The sequence below is a fragment of the Ruminococcus intestinalis genome, assembly GCF_014288065.1.
GTDB lineage: Bacteria > Bacillota > Clostridia > Oscillospirales > Acutalibacteraceae > Ruminococcoides > Ruminococcoides intestinale_A.
Window position 1 is genome coordinate 845,366 of sequence record NZ_JACOPS010000001.1, and the last position, 18,746, is coordinate 864,111.

The window sequence follows — 18,746 nt, forward strand, 5'->3', positions numbered from 1 at the left end:
CTTTAGATTAAATAGTTATTTGCATTCTTCAAAAATTTTTAATATTTCTTCGTGTGTCATTTTTTTGTATGCACCCGGTACAATGCCGCATGAGTCTGCAATTTCTTTAAGGTTGATGTTTTCATCAATTCCAAGTTCCTTAAAGGTTGTCGGCATACCGATTTCCTTAATAAAATCTGCCAGGGCCTCAACACCTGCCTTTGCAAGCTCTTCGTCTGTTTTGCCGTCCTTTGAAATGCCCCAAACATTAACTGCAAACTGAGCAAACTTCTTTTCGCCTGCCTTGCAAATATGTCTGTAATAAACAGGATGAAGAACGGCAAGACCTGCACCGTGATTGCAGTTAGTGTATGCGCCGAGCTGATGCTCCATTTGGTGACATTCAAAATCCGTCTTTTTGCCAAGTTTGATGATACGGTTTTCTGCCATTGTTGCGTCCCACATCAGGTTACTTCTTGCTGTGTAGTCCTCGGGATTTTTGATAGCGGCACGCAAATTGGTGATAACATTTTTCATAAGAGCCTCGGATATATCGTCCGATACATTGCTTTCATTCGGCTCGCTGAAATAGATTTCCATAATGTGTGAAAGAGTATCAAAAGCACCCGATACCATTTGAAATTCAGGAACGCTGTAGGTGTAGGTCGAATCAAGCATAACGAATTTTGCGTTATGCTGAGGATAATCTTTGCCTGTTTTGATTTTAAGTTCTTCGTTTGTGATTACGGCACCGCCGTTACATTCACTGCCCGTGCCTGAAACAGTGACGATAATACCAAGCGGCAACGGTTCAAAATCAATCACACCCGGTCTTGCCCAGAAGTCAGACCAAATATCACCGTCATATTTTGCTCCGAGTGAAATTGCCTTACAGCAGTCCATAACACTTCCGCCGCCTACTGCAAGAATCAAATCGGCATTGCTTTCTTTTGCAAGTTTGACGCCCTCAAGCACCTTGCTGTAAGTCGGGTTTGACGGAATACCGCTAAACTCAACAACTGCCTTGTTTTCTTTTTTGAGTACGGTTATAACCTCGTCATAAATGCCGTTTTTCTTAATCGAACCACCGCCGTAGCAGAGCATAACCGTGTCGCCGTAAGCTGAAAGAATATTTGAAAGATATTCTTTTACACAGCCTTCGCCGAAATATACCTTTGACGAATTTTCAAAAATAAAATTATTCATAGCTTTCTCTCCTATCCTGAAAATTTGATTTTATTATTTCATCGAGTGATACATTTTCATTCCTGTATCGCTCGTTTTTGTTTTTCTCGTGCTTAATGATAATTGCCTTTTGAGGGCAAGAGTGAACGCAGGCAAGGCAGTATTCGCATTTTTTGCTTCGCCTTTGTGCGTAATCTGTCAGCACAATTATATTGCCTGTCGGGCAAACCTTTTCGCATACCTTACAGCCGATACATTTATCGGTTATTTTAATCATATTGCCGTTATTAAATGACGGAATGATTTTATTCAGCGTTGCTACTTGCTTGTGGAGTTTCCTGTCTGCGTCTGTTGCAGTTGGAACACCTTTTTTCATCAGTCTGATATTCTTGATTATATGTGCAATTTGAGCATCTGTATCTTTATCAATTTTCTTTTCTTCTGCCATATCAAAAACCGGCAGGTAATTATCAACGCAGTGAACGGTATCTATATAATCAAAGTTGATACCGAGAGCCTTAAACTCGTTATATGTAAACTCGGGGCAGTCGCTTGCACTGTTGCCGTAGGTTAAAATAAGATATATATATTTTATATCAAACTTCGATTCTTTCAAAAACTCTTTTACCGTATTCGGTATTTCGCCGCAATAAACAGGGCAAACAATACCGATTTGGTTGTCTGAATAGATTGACGAATTTTTGATAACCTGCGGTATGCTGACAGGATATTCGTCAATACACTTTGCAACATAAAGACTGTTGCCCGTTGCGGTGAAATAAAATACCATAATTACTCCCTCTTTTTTATCACTTTTGACCCACCGAAAACAGCGGACATATTTATATTATCAAGCTTATTATCAATCGCTGATACCTCACCGCTCGTTAATAAAATATCTGCCGAGCCTGCGTTTTCAATCAGTCTGTCAAGCTTTCTTGTACCCGGAATAGGTACTATATACGGTTTTTTGCACATCATCCACGCAAGCGAAATTTGTGCAGGCGTTGCGTTTTTATCCTTTGCAAGCGTATTTAACAGCTCAAGCAATTCTTTATTTTGACGAACACCGTCGGCAGTGAACTGTGGCATAACTGTTCTGTAATCCGTGCCTTTTTCAAACTTTGAGTTTTCGTTGTACTTACCGCTTAAAAATCCGTTTGCAAGAGGCGAAAATGCAACGAAACCGATATTAAACTCCTCAAGAACAGGAAACAGCGATTCATAATGCCTTGCCATCATTGAGTAGCGATTTTGTATGGCAGTCAGCGGACAAACCAAATTTGCTTTTCTTATATTTTCTTCGGTCGCTTCGCTCATACCCCAATGCGTTATTTTACCCTCTTTAATCAAATCTGCCATTACTCCTGCTACCTCTTCAATAGGAACATTAGGGTCGAAACGGTGCTGATAGTATAAATCAATATGGTCTGTGTCAAGTCTTTTAAGCGAGCCTTCAACCGATTTTCTGATAACCTCCGGTCTTGAATTCGGTATAAGAGGTGGGTTTGTGGCATTGCTTGTTTTGTCAAATTAAATGCCAAACTTTGTTGCGATAATAACCTTATCACGGTATGGCTTTAACGCTCTGCCTACAAGCTCCTCGTTATCGTGTGGATTATTTGCCGTACCGTAAATCTCTGCCGTGTCAAAAAAGTTATAGCCTAAATCAACAGCCTTTGCGATAAGCTCGCACATTTCATTTTTATCGGCAGGTGAGCCGTAAGCGTGGCTCATTCCCATACATCCGAGACCGACAGCCGATACCTTTAAGTCTTTGCCTAAAATTTTGTAATCCATTATTTCTCCTTAGTGGTGAAAATTTGTAAATGTAATCTGTTCTTTTTCTGGAAGTCCGAATTGCTCCTTGCCCAGTGCAATACTCTTTGCCATAAAAGCAATGTTTCTGCCGAGCGTTCTCATAGTCTGCAAGCCCTCTTTGTCCTGCAAAACCTCTTCTGCCTGGCCACCGTAAACCATATTCCAATACTGACTTGTGGCAATCGGCATAGAGCTGATTGAAAAATATTTGTTGAGCACATCGTATGATGCTGTGTTACCACCTCTGCGACAGGTTGTTACTGCTGCACCAACTTTCATTGTCTTATCAACATTCGCCGTACTGAAAAACAATCTGTCAAGAAATGCGATTGCTCCACCGGCAGGAGATGCGTAATAAACAGGTGCTCCGATAACAAAAGCGTCTGCCTCGTTAAATTTAGGTGCAACCTCGTTTACAATATCATCGAATACGCACTTACCGATTTCCTTACATTTTCTACAAGCGATACAACCGTGCACATCCTTGTGACCTACATGGATAAGCTCAACCTCCATACCTTCTTGCTCCAATGTGTTTTTTAGTTCGGTCAATGCCGTGTAAGTACAGCCCTTTGCTCTCGGACTGCCGTTTATAAGCAATGCTTTTAACTTTTTCATATCTGCCACTCCTTCGTTATTTTTCTTTTCAACTATATTATAAGAAAAACGAGACCTCGTATGAAGTCTCGTTTTGTTATTCAGTATATACCTTTGGGTTATAACTGCTTATTTGGTTTTAACTATATTCTTAGCCGCATCTAAAACCCGTCGAACATTTTCACTTGGAGTCATCGAATGTAAAAGACCGTACGGAATGCTGTATTCCCACTCAACAGGAATAACTTTCAGCAAAGGATGAACATTTGCCCAACCCGGTATCGCAAGCAAAACATCGTTCGTGTTTTCGCATCTGTTAAATATGCTCATATTGTAAAAATCAAAATCAACAATATGTATCTGCGTATGATTTTGCCAAATATCGTCACGCAATCGGTCAACATAATTGCTCCATCCACGGTGCATAAGCATTAAATTTTCGCCGTATAAATCGCTGATTTGAAGTTTATCCTTTTGTGCAAGCTTGTGGTGAATGGATACTGCACAGCAAAACGGCTCACGGGATAATTGCAAGCCCTCGCATTTTCTGAGTTTAAGCATTGTGTCGTCAAATATTCCGCCGATAATATCAATGTTCTTTCCCAAATTCGCAAGTATTTCTTTTGCGTTTTCGGGTGTGTTCTCAAATGGAACAATCTCAAATTTTATATCCGGGCATTGCTCTTGAATTTTCGGCCACATTTGCATAAGTAATTGAGCAGGAGTTGTAGGCGACGAGCCGATACGAATAATATTTTCGCCCTCGCTCATTGCGTTTTTCGCCCTGACAACACTGTCCTTGCAATAGCCGATAATGTACTTAGCGTCCTGATAAAGCGACTTGCCTGCGTTAGTCAGTATCAACCCACGGTGCGTACGCTCAAACAAAACCAAGTCAAGCGAGCTTTCAAGCAGATTGATTTGCTTAATAACGGCAGTCGGCGTGATATACAATTCCTCTGCCGCTTTGTTAAAACTTCCTGCGTCCGCAACCTTTATAAATGTTTCTATCTGTGGATTATACATCATCCCACCACCTACATAACAAAATTAAATCACAATCTGTTGTATATCAAAATGATAAATCTTTTTCTTAATTATACTTTAAAACTCTCAAAAAATCAAATTGACTAATAAATAGCCGTCTGAACACACAGGCGGTTATTTTAATTTTTTAACTTTTCCATCTTATGGGGATACAAAACGCTTCCCCCTGTTCAAACAAGTGAGGGGGTAAATAAAAATGTTTTGCAAATCAAGAAAATGGGTGTGCATTTTGACACCTCTTGTCCAAATGAATAGAGAGGTAAATATTAAAAAATATAAATTTTTCAAAAACACCCCCCAAAAAAGCGTTCTCAGTTCTAACAAGTGAAGGGGTAATAAAAAAATATTTGTCAGAGGGTTAATTTTTGACCGTTTTCGTTGCCTACCAAGTGAGAGGGAAAATTTATTTGCAAATAGGGGGTGCAAAATGCCTCTCCCGGTTCAAACAAGTGAAAGGAGTTTTTACAATGCCGAGATTATCAAAGAAAGCAAAGCAAGAATGGGATTTTTTCATAAATCCCGAAACAGGCAGACGAATATACAACAGCCTTTGTCTTAAATGCAAAAACAAATGCAAGCAGAGCCACAAGACAATCGTTGTTTTCTGACCGAAGTACAAATCCAAAAGAGGTGCAAAAAGCGTTAAAAATTGCCGTGAATATGATGACAGCGGTTAATTTGATGTAGAGATACTTGTTTTCAATAAATAGCCGATACAAAAGAAAAAATTACCGATTTTGGCACCAAATCAATACAGAAACAGAGGTGATACAGTGAACAAATATTTCAAAACATCGGACGCCAAAAATTTTGCTTTCTACAAAGTACCGAAAGCGTTATTTGAAGAAAAGTACAAATCGGTTTCAACCGATGCAAAAATGCTGTACGGACTTTTACTTGACCGAATGTATCTGTCCGTCAAAAACGGCTGGATAGATAAACAAGGCAGAGTATATCAGTATTTTACGATTAAATCAGCACAAGAAAAACTGCATTTCGGTCACGAAAAAATATGTAAATTGTTCTCGGAACTTGAAACTTCGGACTTAATACTTCGCAAAAAACAAGGTCAAGGTAAACCGAGCATTATCTATCTGAAACAATTCTGATTTTCGGTTTTCTTGATTTCCGAATAGCGGAAGGTAATAAGACTTAGAAGATTAAGACTGTTACCAGCCGAGAAAAGAATATATATGGAGGTTAAAATGATAAAAAACATAAGCATAGATTTGCTTGTTCCTTTTGAAAATCATCCGTTTAAGAAAAGAAGCGGAATTGAGCAGCAAGAATTAACAGAGAGCATAAAAGAAAACGGATTGCTTGAACCGATAATCGTTCGTTCTTTTCCGGCCGGTAAATATGAAATTATCAGCGGACACAGACGAGTTGAAGCCTGCAAAGCGTTAGGGATAACAAGCGTACCCGCAATAATCGAAGAACTCACAAAAGACGAGGCGATTGTGCAAATGGTGGATTCAAACATACACCGTGAACATATTTTACCAAGCGAAAAAGCTTTTGCATACAAAATGAAATCGGAAGCTCTAAAGCATCAAGGGAAAACTTGTGGACAAGTTGTCCACAAGTCAAGAGATAACATATCCGACACCGAAAGCGGCAGAAATGTTCAGCGATATATCCGCCTGACATACTTAATACCCGAATTGCTTAAACTTGTTGACGAGGAAAGAATAGCCTTTACTCCTGCGGTGGAAATTTCATATCTGTCGGAATATGAACAGCAAATATTGCTTGAACAAATCGAATTTACCGACGCTACGCCGTCATTATCGCAGGCACAAAGATTAAGAAAATTCAGTAAAGACGGCAACTTTTTCGTCGATACGGTTTTCGCCGTTCTCAATGAAGAAAAGCCAAATCAAAAAGAGCAAGTTAGATTTATGGAAGAGGATATACGCAAATATTTCCCGAAAAGCTACACCAAATCCGATATGCAAAAGACAATCATTTCCCTGCTTGAAAAATGGCAGAAACAAAGAGAAAGAAACAGGAGGGACGAAAGATGACAGATAAAAACAAATCAATATATGCACCGTATTTTGAAAAGAATGATGAACTGTTCTTTATGAAAATAGGCAACACAACTTATGAAGTCAGTACACATTTTAATCCTAACGGCAGAGAAAATGTGCTTCAACAATTTGAAGATTTACTTACAGAATTAAAGATAGCATAAGTTTGCACAATCGACACTGCGGCATTGCAAGTGTACAATACCTATACATTTCAATGCCCTGTTGTCACAGAAAGGAGCAGATAATTTATGGCAACAAACAAAAATATACAAGGACAAGAAGAAAAAATCACCGCTCTGTATTGCCGCTTATCTCAAGACGACAATTTAGAGGGTGAGAGTAATTCAATATCAAATCAAAAGGAAATTCTTATGACTTATGCAAAGAAAAACGGATATTTACATCCGCAATTCTTTGTCGATGACGGTATCAGCGGAACAACATTTAACCGTCCCGGTTTTCAGGAAATGGAAAGCCTTATTGAAGCAGGTAAGGTATCAACCGTAATTGTAAAAGACTTATCCCGTTTTGGCAGAGAGCATTTGCTTTGCGGTCATTATACGGAAATTGTCTATCCGACCTTAGGTGTCAACTTCATAGCCATACAGGAAAATGTTGATACCACGAAAGGCATGGGAACGGAAATGATGCCGTTTCATAACATTTTTAACGAATGGTATGCTGCACAAACTTCAAAGAAAATCCGTGCCGTTAATGAAATGAAAGCCTCAAAGGGTATGAGGATTTCTTCAACAGTGCCTTATGGTTACAAGAAAATTGAAGGTAACAAGGAGCAATGGTACATAGATGATCCTGCGGCTGAAATTGTTAGAAAGATATTTAATCTTTGCATTTCGGGTAAAGGTCCGTCGCAAATTGCAAGACAACTTGAAGCCGAAAAAGTGCTTACGCCGACAGCATATTTCAATTCCGTAGGTAAGAAAACAAGCAATCCTATGCCTATTAATATCTATCATTGGAGAGAAAATTCTATTGTTCATATTCTTGAAAACAGACAATATACCGGCTGTACTGTAAACGGCAAAAGTACAACAGTCAGTTATAAAGTGCATAAGAAAATTGAGAAATTACAAGAGGATTATCAGATTATTCCAAACACACAAGAAGCAATTATCAGTGAAAACACTTGGCTGAGAGTGCAAGAACTCAGGAAGAATAAAAGGCGAAATACCGCAACAGGAAGAAGGAGTTTGTTCTCAGGTTTAGTATATTGTGCCGATTGCGGTTCTAAACTTCACTTTTGTGCTTCTAAAAGCTTAAAGAAAAATCAAGAGTTTTGGAGGTGTTCTTCCTACAAAGACGGTCGTGGTACTTGCACAATTCACTTTATACGAGATGTTGTACTTGAAGCAATCGTTAAAGAAGCCATATCCGAACTTGCGGATTTTGTTCGTTGCTACAACAGTGCATTTCTTTATCTTATCTCCGAAAAGAAAGGTGCAGAATCTATAAATCGAGAAAAATCTTTGCGAGCCAAAACCGAAAGTGCAAAGCAAAGAATATCCGATTTAGACAAACTATTTTCAAGAATTTATGAGGATAATATTCTCGGTAAGTTATCCGATGAGCGTTATTCCCGTATGGCAAATGAATACGAAGCTGAGCAAAAGCGACTTATATCAGAGGTTGAGGAAAATGAAAAAGTTCTCATTGAACTTCAAAAGCAAACTGTCGATATGAAGATGCTTTATCAGGGACTTATGGAATTTACAGAGATGAAACAACTTACTCCAACTGTTGTAAACAAACTTATTGAGCGTATAGAAATTTACAACAATGAGAAAAAGCATTCTCACAACAATGTTAAAGTGGATATTTACTTTACGGCAGCCGGATTATTTGACATTCCGACAGAGCAACAGCTTATTGATACAACGGAAAGAGTAAAACAGAAAAAAGCGGAGAAATCCGCTTAAATAATAAAGAAAAAGGTGTAACCCCCTTTATCGGGATTACACCATAATTCCTTAAATACTGCCTTATTAGCCAATGGCTAATACTGATGGGGATTGTTTTTGTGTTCATACTGAAACTATAAAGAGAAAATATCTTTTTGATTATGTCTGCGAAAAGGTTGATTTTGAGCAATGGAACATAGAAAAACTGAACAAATCAGAATCGGAACATAGAAAAGGAGCATAGAAAAAGTGACTTATTTGGTAGACACTGACCGTATGCATACTCACACCGCTAAAAAATCCGATTGGAATGGGAGTTTTTGGGTAATATGGTGAGTTATTCTGTGTACGGTTGCATAATTTATATTGTGTTGTTTTATACTTCATAAATGATTCTTGTTTTGCTATAAAAAACGCATAAATACGAGAATAATCGTATAATAAAAAAGTCACGACTGCATATGCAATCGTGACTATAATGGTGGAGATGAGGGGAATCGAACCTATAATATCACAGCTAAACACTAAATATATTAATATCCGTGTTGCATTTTGTGTTGCATTTCAGTTATTTTTTATAATTCGTATCATCATCCACAGAATCTTTAAGCCTATGAACAATGTTCACGAGAAACTTTGGAATCGGCGTACCGAGCTCAGACAAATTCTCAAGAATTGAAATAAGTTCGTTAATAATAAGCCACACGCACACGATAAGACCACAACAATATGTAACGCCAAAATCAAATCCTGCTGTTGCAAGGCCCGAACAAATTAAATAATCAACCACACCGCCAACTGCAACGAGCACAAGGTAGCTAACTTTCTTCAGTATTCCGATTAAACCTGTTTTACTTTTTAATTCACCGTTTCTGTACGCCGATGTCAGCCCTGTAATATAATCAATAAGCATTACAGCGATGAGCACGAGAATTGGGATAAGTAAGATATTAAAATATGATATCAGAGCTCCGATAGCTACTGAAACAGTAGCCTGAATAATATTGTCTTTCATTGTTTTATACCTCCCACAAATTGATACCTTCCATAACCGCCCTTGCTTCGAGTACGGCAATATAGTCTGCCATTGATTTAATCTGCATATTATATGTACTGCGTGGACAAGTCGGAACGAAAGATAGTTCTCCCTTATCCCAATTATCAAGCATTTTCTTCAATCCCTTATAACGGATTACCAATTGCTGATACTCTGCAATAAATCTTTCTTTATAATCATTGCTTTTCATTAATACAACTGTATCAATCAAAGGTTTATTTCCAATTTCATCATAAGCTTCTTCAAAAACTGACTTTGGACTCCAAGAGATATAACCATCAGAATATTTTACTATATATCCCTTGTCATTTGGATTTTCGTTTTCAGGGATATTCCAGCCTCTGAATTTGTTATAATCACCTCTTGTCATACGTTCAGCTTTAATTTTTTTAATTCCAATATAATTTACCATAATATTTTACCTCCAAAATTATGTCAATGTAATCTGCACACCGTCAATTTTAGTGCCGAGAAGTCCTGCGTAACCGTCCTGTGAGCTGTCTTTTTCTGTGTTGTGCTGCCAATCCCAGAAGCCTGCACGCTGCTTACGCACTCTGTATGTAGCTTTATAGTCACCCACACCGCTGAACTCAACCTGTATAGCGTCAATAACTTTACCTTTAATACCTGCATAGCCATTGACATTATCGTTAATGTCATAATCAGTTACCCAAGGCAACCAATCTCCGTTAAGCAAATGCACTCTGTACTTGATGTTGCCCTTGCTGACCTTTACTGCAACTGCCGAAATAGCTTGCTTTTTTCTTCCTGCGATATTTGAGAGTCCTTTGATTTCATCATACCATTTGTTATCTGCATAAACTCTGTATGTCAAGGTTGGCTTTTTAAGTTCTTTATTTTTCTCTGCTTTTTCGTCAAGTTTATTCCAAAACTGTTCTCTGAACAGTCTGTCTTTCTGTTGTGAGCCACACCAAAATGCAGGACATAATTTGCCGTTTGCATCATAATGTCTAATAACTCTTTCTTTAGAAATGTTATACTTTTTCATAAGTTCTTTTGTAAGTGCGATAACATTTTCAAGTGTTCTGCCTGTACATTCTTTTGTTGAACCAGCAATTTCAATTCCGATTGAGCGACAATTAATATCCCAGTCGCCTGCATGCCAAGCAATATTTTTATCAGCAACCGAGCGAACAACAGTTGTATCATCAACAAAATAATGTGCAGATGTTTCAACTACATTATTCTTAAAGTAATTACCGTTATTCGCTGCTGTGTCACCGTCGTTGCCGGTGTAATGAATAACAAGTGTATCAATTTCCGAAAATTTTCTGTTGCTCTCTGTGAAATTACCTTTATTGCACCATATTTCTTTAAATTTATACGACATATTTATACCTCCGTTATATAAGTTACAGTAGTAATAAGAGTTTCATCTTCCGCAAATGTTGAACCTCTTTTCACAAAATAAATCCAAGTACCGTCAACCTTCACATTGCAAAGTTCATTTTTAGATGTCATTACAATAATACTTGCATTTCTCATAGATGTATCTGCTTTATAAGGCAGCCCTGCCATTGATACAAAGCTCTTTCCTGCGACAAATTTGCTCATTGTTACTGTTACTGTTACAACATTACCGCTTTTTGCGTAAATAACACTTCCCTCGTTACCTGTATGAGCGCTTGTTGCAGGTGTTAATGTTACGCTGCCTTTTACATTTGTTGAACTGTCAAGTTTCTTTTCAATCTCCTTGTTAATTGTATTAATACAATCGTAAATCATACCGCTCGTTACATAGTTAGGACTGTTCTTCGCAGGTACAGTATCAAACGGCATTTTGTTAAGTTTGTCCTTTAGTGCCTTATCCAGATATGTTTTATTGTAAGTGTCGGTAATTCCGTATCCCGCCAAAGTCGTTGCCTTGTCCGCTTTTTGAACATCAAAATTTTTTACAGAAGCTATTATACCTGTCAAAGCATTTTCTTTTTTTAATCTATACATTTTAATTTTGTTGCTTTCTGATGTCGAACCACAAAATATTCTGCCGTTATCAGCAACTACACTGCAAGTTTTAGTATCCGTTTCTATTGTTTTTATGTATACCGGATTGCTCTTGTCAGAAATATCCCACACAGATATACCTTTATCATAGATATCCATAATAATATAATCGTCACAAATAGCTATGCTCGCAGGGGCAGGTTCACCAGAAGTGCTTTCGGTTCTGTCTGCATTCGGCATTTTTGATAGCGATACGGTAATTTTATTAAGGTCGCTTATGTCAACAGTTGCAACACCTGTCATAGTTTCGCTCAATACTCGTCCCGGATAAGGAGCAACGGTGCAATAGATATACGGATACGAACAAGCTATACCCATAGTATGCAAACATTTGTCTTTTAGATTTCCGTTCCATAAATTTCTTAGATTACATTCATATATAAGTGTAGGAGTTTTTGGCACCGTAACATCATAAATTCTCACAAGGTCACGGTCATATCCTGCAATTGCAAGAAATATATTATCACCGTTGCTAAGAAAAGTCGGCTGTTGATATTCCTCATACCCTGTTCTGTCACTGTCATATGCCCCCGCTCTGCAATCATATTCATACAGTAATTCAGGAGTTAGAGGATTTGATGAAATATCATATAACAACCATCCACCCATTTGTTGAGTTACACAAAGAAGTGCATCGTTATATGTTGCAGTATAATGGCTCTTGCCAAAATACAGTGTTTTTTCTACTTTCTGTCCGCTCACCGTAACAGTCACGGTATAAGGCTTTTTTTCATAATTGATTGTTGAAATATTATTATTAGATAAATTAATAATATCAAGGTATCCGCCGTAAGCGGTACTTGCAGAAGTTTGCGCTCCCGATGCACTTTCACGATAAGCAGCATAAAGATGTCCGTTTCCAATTGAAATTCCACGAGGATAATAACCGCCGTGACCGCCAAGTGTTGATATATTTTGTGGTATTGCTTCATTTCTTATATCAATTTTGCTTATCGCAAATTTTGAATTACCGCTGTGGTATAAATAGTCATTATATACACACATAGCTCTTGCAGTCGTTTTAGTATCGGCAATCATAGATTCAGTCGGGCTTAAATTACATAAACGCTTAACCTCTGATTTATCCGCTTTGTTTTCAACCGAGTATTTCATCTTAAACACGGTTTCGTTTATTATTTGTAACAATTTTTTATACAAATCAGAATTTACAAAATCTTTAATAATTATCCCTTTGCAAATATTTACAACTGCAATGTTAGTAGCAACTGTCACGCTTTCATTGTTTTCGTTATTGTAAACGCCTGAAATTCCCAATTGTATTTTAATATTATTTCTAAGAACCTCCGCAGGTATTTTTACAGTCGCTGTCATATTGTTAATCTCGGTTGGCACACTGTAGGTATCGTCAACAGAATCTCCAAAGAAAGTAGCTGTAACGAGATCGCATTTACCCCAATCGTCATCACCTTTAAAATCAAGTTTTATTTCAGAGTATTTATTTTCCGCACTTGTAGGATTAAAACCGTCTTTTTTCTTTAAAGTATTTTTATATACCTCAAAAATAATTTTGTTCATACTTTCACCTCTTTACTATAATTTTAAAATCTATATACCCCTAAAACAACCCCACCGCAAGGGTGAAAATTCTCCCTTGCGGTGGTAATTAATTTACTTTATTTTGTTTTGATATTTTTTCAAAGCCGTTTTCGCATTCTCCCAACTTCCGTAAATTCTCGTCAATTGAGTAACAAGTTCTCTTGTGCGCTGCCTGTCATTGCCTGTAGATGCCTCTATATATTCGCCCCACAGTTTATCTGTTCTGCTTGTGCTTCTCATAGCACTCTTTATCTCCTTTTTTGTTTTTCCTCCTTTTTCTATAAGATAATTTTCAATCATACTATAGTTTTCAGTATCACCGTTAATCAGGGCGTCAAATAAATCAGAATACCTGTACATAACAAGTTCATTTTCCTCACTTGTATCATCAAATACAGATGTACTTCCCGTTTCATCATCAGACTTTGATTCATTAATCTTATTGATTACAAATTCAGCGCCTTTTTCGTTAAACCCATTGTCAATAAGCTCCTGTTTTCGGTCCTCGTTATCTTCAATTTCAGACACAAGCTTAGCCTCGCTTTTAATAAATCTATCAATAGCTTTTTGCACATCTTTACTGTCAAAGCCATAATCAATAACTTTTTGCCTGTATTTTTCGTAGTCAGCAAGATTACCGTTAGCCTTAGCCACACCCGCCTCTTCAATATCATCGTCAGCCGAAAGCGCAGTAACAATTTTGCTTTTTATGTAATCAGTAGCCTCACTTTCTGTTTTACCCTTTTCTTCTATAAGAATTTCTTTCCACATATTTTCGTAATGTTCCGCTCTTGTATCATTGCCGCTCTTTTTGTCTTCAACTATGTAATAGTGCAAGTAATCAGTATTCACATTACCCTTGCTGTCCGTAATAATTCTTCCGCTGCCTTTAGCCACATCATTGTAATAAGCATATATTGATGAGCCAAACCTTGCAAAATTAGTACCCGGAATACCCAGACAATCAAGCAATGTTTTAAGTGCGTCCAATGCTTTTCCGCTTATCAAATCCTTGACCATATCATTAATAGAATCAACACTCATAGCCTGCAAGCCGTAATAAGTCTTACCTATGTCAATAGCACTGCTTACCGCACTATACAAATAATCACCCATAGCAAAGCTGCCAAATATTCCGTTGAGCACCTCATCAAGATAGTTAAGTGCGATTTTTTGTCCGGATATATTACCCTCATCGTCAAACAAATCATCCCAACGATGATACAAACATATTGATGACAACAAAGACAAAGCGCCTAAGAGCAAATTAGCACTAATGGCACCGGAACAGCACGAAACAAATTTTAACACTGCGGCTTTTTTAGCAGCTTTGCTTTCTGCCGTACTGTTAATCTTATCATCAGCCATTCTTGCTTTCATTTCAAAGAATGAATCAAATATTGTATTACCGATTGCCATATTTTGAGAGCGGAAGGCATTAAGCGACAGTCGCCTTAAATTCTTGTTCCTCATGTACTGTGGCTTTGATGTAACCATGTTGTTCGGCTGGGTTTCGTCAATACACTTCTCGAACTGCCTTGCAACCTCTCTGTAAAAAGCGTCAGTCCCCTTTTTAAGGTCAGTGGTCTGCTCAACATGCAGCTCTGCCGCATACAGTAAACTTGAAGCCACTCTGTTATCCATTTTGCTGACAATATCAAGAAATCCCATACCTTTGCTTGTCAAACTCATTTCTTTGCTAAGTTCGCCGATTACAGTACCGTTGCCCTCTTTTCTGTACCATAAATACGAAGTGTACTTATTATATAAATCAAAGTCAACCTTGTTTCTGAATAAATTCATAGCCGCAAGCGAAACATTCTTAGCGCCAAAGTATCTGTTAGCAAGAGGAAATGCAGAAACCTGCTTTATCATAGAGCCAAAGTTAAAGGCAATCTTCATACCCATATAGTTGCTTTGAATTTTATCAAGAAAAGTATTATCTATGGTGTCTGCTCTCTGCTGTAAATCACCGATGAGTTTGTCAATGTAATGTTCTGCAGATACGCCGTATCTTTCCTTTATGGTTGATTGCAAAGTAGCTGAACCGTCAGAGTAGTTATATACTTTTTTAAAATTTTCAATCGGTATCAGCAAACCGCAGTATTCGCTTACCGATTTTACTTGTTTTACAAAATTTCTCAAAGCGTCGTCAATCACAATAGGAGTATCCGACCATTGACGCTGTTTTGTAAATCCACGACTTTTAAGTCTTGTATCGTGAAACTCGGTTTTAAGATTCTTTTCGTACTTTCCTGCATTAGGGTCAACCTTTAAAGGATAATAATCTTTTACTGTGGCAATCTTCATTCCGTACTTTGCCATACTTACTTCATTAATCTCCTGCTTAAGTGTTTGATTATACACTTCACTTATTGCGGTAGCAAGCTCCATTAATACCTTGTCATTCTGTACATACTTTTCAATTCTCTTAAGACTTTCAACATTAAATCTTACCTTATGTGAATTTTCATTAGCTGTTCGCTTTAATTTTTTATTGCTAAGTTCAAGGTTTGGCAGTACGGTATAGTGTCCTGCTTCATTTGCATAAGTTTCCTCTGTGCCTCCAAGTAAATGAATATGGCCGCTTTTCTGTCTGTCGGTAAGGTAAATAGCAAGCAGCACACCCTTAGTAATCGGCACACGCCTACCGGTTTCTACATCCCTAAAATCAAATTCCTTTACATCTTCATTCTGTATACCCTTAATCTCTTTTTCGTACTTAAGTGTAACTTCCTTAATTCTGCTTATTGCTTTCTGCTGAATTGTAATAGCCTTGTTTTCGCCCTCATGCAATCCGCTGAATAATTTATAAATAATGCTGTCATCGTGATAATTACTAAGCATTCGTCCGTATCTCACAGGGTCAAGATGAGTAGCAACAAAACTTTTACCGAGTTGCTTTGCCGGAGCTGCTAAAACATTCTTCATTTTTGAATAATCAACTCTTGCTTTATTATTTTTTACCTCTTGCATAGCCTCATTGGCAAGCTCCTTAAAGTTCTGTTTTCTGCCGTCAACAATAATCTGCACTGCATCCCTAAGAGATTCGTCAAGCATTTGCATTGTATCATATATGGCAACAAGTTCGTTTGAAGTAAGCGTATATATATTATGTCCTTTCACAAGTGCTTTAAGATTTTCGAGTTGTTTATTTACCGGTTCTTTATAACTTATACTTTCAATATCAATAAAAGTATTTTGAGGTTTTTCTTTTTCTTTTTTCTCCAAATCTGTAGAAGGAGTCGGTTCCGGTTTCATATTATTATATTCTTTGGCAAGTTCAGCAACGCTCTCACCGACTTCTTTAATTCTGTTCCATTCACCGAAGTATCCGGGTGTAGCGTTCTTAGCGTCTTTAACGGTAAAACAACTAAGCACATCAATAATAGGTCCTTTTAAATTATCCGGTATATATTCATTATTTTTAGCCTTGCCGTCAAGCCTTTTCGTTAGTCTGTCGCACATCTTTCCTAACTTATTCAGGTAGAGTGTCTTTTCCCTATTTTCGTTATACTCCTCTCTTATTGTCTTATAGTGGCTTGCAATAATCGCCTTTTGCGCTTCAATAATTTTATTGCTGTATGCATTTTTGTTTTTTTCTACTCTAACCTTACTTTTTTCTTTATTAAGTCGAGAAAACAATTCTCTTGAATGTTCAACTCGTTTGCGATGCTCCTCTTTTTTCTCTTGACTTAATTTAGCATTTCTCTTCCACAGTTCAGTATTTCTTTCCTTTGCCTCCTTAAGCTCTTGCCTATATTGCTTATTTTTAGCTTCCGCAATTTCAGTAGCTATATTAATTGCCTCTTTCTGCGAAGTTTCAATTTCTTTAATCAACTTTTTGTCTGCTTTCGTATCAGCCTTAAGTTTTTCTGTCTTTGCATTTATAATCTTAGAGGCACATTCAAAAGCCATTTGAATCGCAGCCGTTTCCGGAGTTTCATAAAATGAATTTTCCCCCTCAAAATACGGGTTCTTATATTTAGGCTTTAACACATTATTTACAAGGTCCTCAAGCCATAAGTATCCCATATCACCGTCAGCGTTTTCATTAAGTAAGTAAGGATAATTTTCTTCAATATGCGTAATTACATCTTCAATATAATATCCTTTTCCGCTTTCCTTGTTTTTAACTACAACATATGTTTTGCCAAACATCTTTTTGCGGTAGTTTGCTACCGAACCGTAGTCTTCCTCAATTTGCTGTACATCTCTCGGTTTTATAAGCAGTACTTTGCCTTGGAGCATATCAAGTACAAACTCTCGTTCTTCACGCATAAGAGTTGTGTCATACTCACCGCTAAGCAAAATACCGCCCTTGCAGTCATTTACAAGTTCTTCAAATAAATCTGTAAAATTCGCATCTTTCTTTCCTATGCTGTCAACAAAGTTCTTAAGTTGACTTGCAAGCTCTTTCTTGTAATTAGGGTTATACTTGCCTTTTATACCGTATGTCTGCATTATACTTCCGGCAATTCTTAGGTATTCTTTCTCATCAAGTTTTACATTCTTTCCCTGTGCAAGTCCACTCTTTGCAGTTTGTGCCGCACTTTTATATATTTTCGCTACTGCTATTACAGGATTTTTTTCAACTGCCTTTTCGTAGTCAATTCCCTGCGGTGTGCTTTCATCATCAAGCCAATCATTAATGGTATCATCTGTTGCGTACTTTATGTCGGAGGTATCTTCATCTAACTGTACTGCGGATACTTCTCCTTTAGCATTTGCATCACTTGTTCCTCTGATGTTGCTTTCTTTATTATATCCGTAACGGCTAAAATCGCCTGGTAATGTTGCTCTAAGCCCTGTGTCATCTCCCCCTTTTTTATAGATATAATCATACGCATTATAGTGTCTGATATTTTCTTCTCCATACACAAATGGAGTAGTTTCCCAGATTTCTTCATACTTTCTTCTACTGTAATTTCTTTGTTCATTGACATAACCAAGAATTTCCTCCTTAACATATTCTGCATATGTTTCATTTTCAGCATTAATAAGAAGCACACTGTAAATTTCAGGATCATTATATGTTCCGCCAATCGACACAATTTTGTTGTTTACCTCAACAATTCTTGTACCGTCAGCAAGCATATTATCTGTCCTACTGTTTAATCGTCTGTCTAATTCACTGAATTTTTCATTAAGCAACTTCATGTCTTCCCTGTTAAACAATCCATATGCCCATCCACGCTTATTATACACCTTGATTTCTTTATCATCAAGAGTTTCAAGGTTATCATATTTAGTAAAATCTTTATCCGCCGAATACCCTGCATCACCGCTATTAGCAAATACAACATCTTTCCTGTCAATGTCCGGACGGATGTTTTTTCTTTGCTCTGCATTGTAATCTCTTCTGGCAGAAACATCTCTTGCTTCTCTTTCTCCGGCAGTGTTATAATACATTGCCATTGCTTCTTCATCGCTGTATCCGAGATTTTTCCAGTATTCCAAATTACTTCCGTTCGCAAAATTTTCTATTCCCTGTATTGCGTGCTGAATTTCGTGAATAATCGC

At 37.4% G+C, this 18,746-nt stretch carries 14 protein-coding genes and 1 pseudogene; 5 read left to right on the plus strand and 10 right to left on the minus strand.

Going from position 1 to position 18,746, the window contains the following annotated elements; genetic code table 11:
* Nucleotides 1-15: 15 nt before the first annotated feature.
* From H8R91_RS04175 to H8R91_RS04195, 5 genes and pseudogenes are all read right to left on the minus strand, one after another.
* Nucleotides 16-1,185 carry an iron-containing alcohol dehydrogenase gene (locus H8R91_RS04175; RefSeq protein WP_186934967.1) on the minus strand — a complete coding sequence of 390 codons (1,170 nt, stop codon included), beginning with the start codon at nucleotides 1,183-1,185 and terminating at the stop codon, nucleotides 16-18.
* Nucleotides 1,178-1,954 (minus strand): EFR1 family ferrodoxin, encoded by a 777-nt coding sequence (locus tag H8R91_RS04180; protein ID WP_186934968.1) that lies wholly within the window; start codon nucleotides 1,952-1,954, stop codon nucleotides 1,178-1,180. The genes H8R91_RS04175 and H8R91_RS04180 overlap by 8 nt, the downstream gene beginning before the upstream one ends.
* Nucleotides 1,955-1,956: 2 nt before the next feature.
* Nucleotides 1,957-2,964, minus strand: a pseudogene (locus H8R91_RS04185) (aldo/keto reductase).
* Nucleotides 2,965-2,973: 9 nt separating this feature from the next.
* Nucleotides 2,974-3,603, minus strand: coding sequence for a flavodoxin family protein (locus H8R91_RS04190; RefSeq protein ID WP_021949630.1), 630 nt, complete (start codon nucleotides 3,601-3,603; stop codon nucleotides 2,974-2,976).
* Between the two features lie 108 nt (nucleotides 3,604-3,711).
* Nucleotides 3,712-4,608, minus strand: a complete 897-nt coding sequence (locus tag H8R91_RS04195; protein ID WP_021949629.1) for a LysR family transcriptional regulator — start codon at nucleotides 4,606-4,608, stop codon at nucleotides 3,712-3,714.
* A 488-nt stretch (nucleotides 4,609-5,096) separates the two neighbouring features.
* Here H8R91_RS04195 and H8R91_RS04200 point away from each other — a divergent pair, with 488 nt between their 5' ends.
* The 5 genes from H8R91_RS04200 to H8R91_RS04220 all read left to right on the plus strand — a co-directional run bounded on the left by H8R91_RS04200 (nucleotide 5,097) and on the right by H8R91_RS04220 (nucleotide 8,602).
* Nucleotides 5,097-5,237: a hypothetical protein gene (locus tag H8R91_RS04200; RefSeq protein ID WP_186934969.1), complete on the plus strand. Its 141-nt coding sequence runs from the start codon at nucleotides 5,097-5,099 to the stop codon at nucleotides 5,235-5,237.
* A 165-nt stretch (nucleotides 5,238-5,402) separates the two neighbouring features.
* Nucleotides 5,403-5,738 (plus strand): replication initiator protein A, encoded by a 336-nt coding sequence (locus tag H8R91_RS04205; RefSeq protein ID WP_186934970.1) that lies wholly within the window; start codon nucleotides 5,403-5,405, stop codon nucleotides 5,736-5,738.
* Nucleotides 5,739-5,834: 96 nt separating this feature from the next.
* Complete coding sequence (locus H8R91_RS04210; protein WP_186934971.1) at nucleotides 5,835-6,656, plus strand: ParB/RepB/Spo0J family partition protein; 822 nt, start codon at nucleotides 5,835-5,837, stop codon at nucleotides 6,654-6,656.
* Nucleotides 6,653-6,826, plus strand: coding sequence for a transposon-encoded TnpW family protein (locus H8R91_RS04215; RefSeq protein WP_186934972.1), 174 nt, complete (start codon nucleotides 6,653-6,655; stop codon nucleotides 6,824-6,826). The genes H8R91_RS04210 and H8R91_RS04215 overlap by 4 nt, the downstream gene beginning before the upstream one ends.
* 87 nt (nucleotides 6,827-6,913) lie before the next feature.
* Nucleotides 6,914-8,602 (plus strand): recombinase family protein, encoded by a 1,689-nt coding sequence (locus H8R91_RS04220; protein WP_186934973.1) that lies wholly within the window; start codon nucleotides 6,914-6,916, stop codon nucleotides 8,600-8,602.
* Between the two features lie 550 nt (nucleotides 8,603-9,152).
* Here H8R91_RS04220 and H8R91_RS04225 read toward each other — a convergent pair.
* The 5 genes from H8R91_RS04225 to H8R91_RS04245 all read right to left on the minus strand — a co-directional run bounded on the left by H8R91_RS04225 (nucleotide 9,153) and on the right by H8R91_RS04245 (nucleotide 18,683).
* Nucleotides 9,153-9,599 carry a phage holin family protein gene (locus H8R91_RS04225; protein WP_186934974.1) on the minus strand — a complete coding sequence of 149 codons (447 nt, stop codon included), beginning with the start codon at nucleotides 9,597-9,599 and terminating at the stop codon, nucleotides 9,153-9,155.
* A 4-nt stretch (nucleotides 9,600-9,603) separates the two neighbouring features.
* Nucleotides 9,604-10,053, minus strand: coding sequence for a crAss001_48 related protein (locus tag H8R91_RS12045; RefSeq protein WP_243237690.1), 450 nt, complete (start codon nucleotides 10,051-10,053; stop codon nucleotides 9,604-9,606).
* 18 nt (nucleotides 10,054-10,071) lie between these two features.
* The gene (locus H8R91_RS04235) at nucleotides 10,072-10,992 is read right to left on the minus strand and encodes a peptidoglycan recognition protein family protein (RefSeq protein ID WP_186934975.1); all 921 of its coding nucleotides are present in this window, start codon (nucleotides 10,990-10,992) and stop codon (nucleotides 10,072-10,074) included.
* Between the two features lie 2 nt (nucleotides 10,993-10,994).
* On the minus strand, nucleotides 10,995-13,202 hold the full coding sequence (locus tag H8R91_RS04240) for an LVIVD repeat-containing protein (protein WP_186934976.1): 2,208 nt from the start codon (nucleotides 13,200-13,202) through the stop codon (nucleotides 10,995-10,997).
* Nucleotides 13,203-13,295: 93 nt separating this feature from the next.
* Complete coding sequence (locus H8R91_RS04245; protein WP_186934977.1) at nucleotides 13,296-18,683, minus strand: hypothetical protein; 5,388 nt, start codon at nucleotides 18,681-18,683, stop codon at nucleotides 13,296-13,298.
* Nucleotides 18,684-18,746: the final 63 nt, after the last annotated feature.

What these genes read in the sequence shown, in the direction of transcription:
- H8R91_RS04175 (WP_186934967.1), bottom strand. Translation starts at nt 1,185, where the DNA reads ATGAATAATTTTATTTTTGAAAATTCGTCAAAGGTATATTTCGGCGAA.
- H8R91_RS04180 (WP_186934968.1), bottom strand. Translation starts at nt 1,954, where the DNA reads ATGGTATTTTATTTCACCGCAACGGGCAACAGTCTTTATGTTGCAAAG.
- H8R91_RS04190 (WP_021949630.1), bottom strand. Translation starts at nt 3,603, where the DNA reads ATGAAAAAGTTAAAAGCATTGCTTATAAACGGCAGTCCGAGAGCAAAG.
- H8R91_RS04195 (WP_021949629.1), bottom strand. Translation starts at nt 4,608, where the DNA reads ATGTATAATCCACAGATAGAAACATTTATAAAGGTTGCGGACGCAGGA.
- H8R91_RS04200 (WP_186934969.1), top strand. Translation starts at nt 5,097, where the DNA reads ATGCCGAGATTATCAAAGAAAGCAAAGCAAGAATGGGATTTTTTCATA.
- H8R91_RS04210 (WP_186934971.1), top strand. Translation starts at nt 5,835, where the DNA reads ATGATAAAAAACATAAGCATAGATTTGCTTGTTCCTTTTGAAAATCAT.
- H8R91_RS04215 (WP_186934972.1), top strand. Translation starts at nt 6,653, where the DNA reads ATGACAGATAAAAACAAATCAATATATGCACCGTATTTTGAAAAGAAT.
- H8R91_RS04220 (WP_186934973.1), top strand. Translation starts at nt 6,914, where the DNA reads ATGGCAACAAACAAAAATATACAAGGACAAGAAGAAAAAATCACCGCT.
- H8R91_RS04225 (WP_186934974.1), bottom strand. Translation starts at nt 9,599, where the DNA reads ATGAAAGACAATATTATTCAGGCTACTGTTTCAGTAGCTATCGGAGCT.
- H8R91_RS12045 (WP_243237690.1), bottom strand. Translation starts at nt 10,053, where the DNA reads ATGGTAAATTATATTGGAATTAAAAAAATTAAAGCTGAACGTATGACA.
- H8R91_RS04235 (WP_186934975.1), bottom strand. Translation starts at nt 10,992, where the DNA reads ATGTCGTATAAATTTAAAGAAATATGGTGCAATAAAGGTAATTTCACA.
- H8R91_RS04240 (WP_186934976.1), bottom strand. Translation starts at nt 13,202, where the DNA reads ATGAACAAAATTATTTTTGAGGTATATAAAAATACTTTAAAGAAAAAA.